The sequence below is a fragment of the Methylobacterium sp. CCH5-D2 genome, assembly GCF_001556475.1.
In the GTDB taxonomy this organism is placed as follows: domain Bacteria; phylum Pseudomonadota; class Alphaproteobacteria; order Rhizobiales; family Beijerinckiaceae; genus Methylobacterium; species Methylobacterium hispanicum.
This window is the reverse complement of record NZ_LSIX01000301.1, coordinates 1-226: the sequence shown is the minus strand read 5'-3', so window position 1 is coordinate 226 and position 226 is coordinate 1. Positions and strand designations below refer to the sequence as shown.

General features: G+C 73.5%; 1 protein-coding gene. It reads right to left on the bottom strand.

Features of this window, described 5'->3' with window-relative positions:
- On the bottom strand, nucleotides 1-226 hold a 226-nt coding region (locus tag AX737_RS07955), incomplete at both ends, for an efflux RND transporter permease subunit (protein WP_156453587.1).

The following is a 226-nucleotide window of genomic DNA, read 5'->3' as shown; positions in this document are numbered from 1 at the left end:
GTGTTGGCCTGGACCACGATGCGGCGGCGGGCGTTCTCGCGCAGGATCTGGTTCGGCCCGTCCGTCTCGCGGATGTCCGCGACCTGGCGCGCCGGCACCCAGCCCGAGGGCGTCTCCAGCAGCAGGTCACCGAGGCCAGCCGTCGTCCGCCGGTTCTCCGACAGGCGCAGCACCACGTCGAAGCGGCGCACGCCGTCGACGACCGTCGAGACCACCCGCCCGTTCG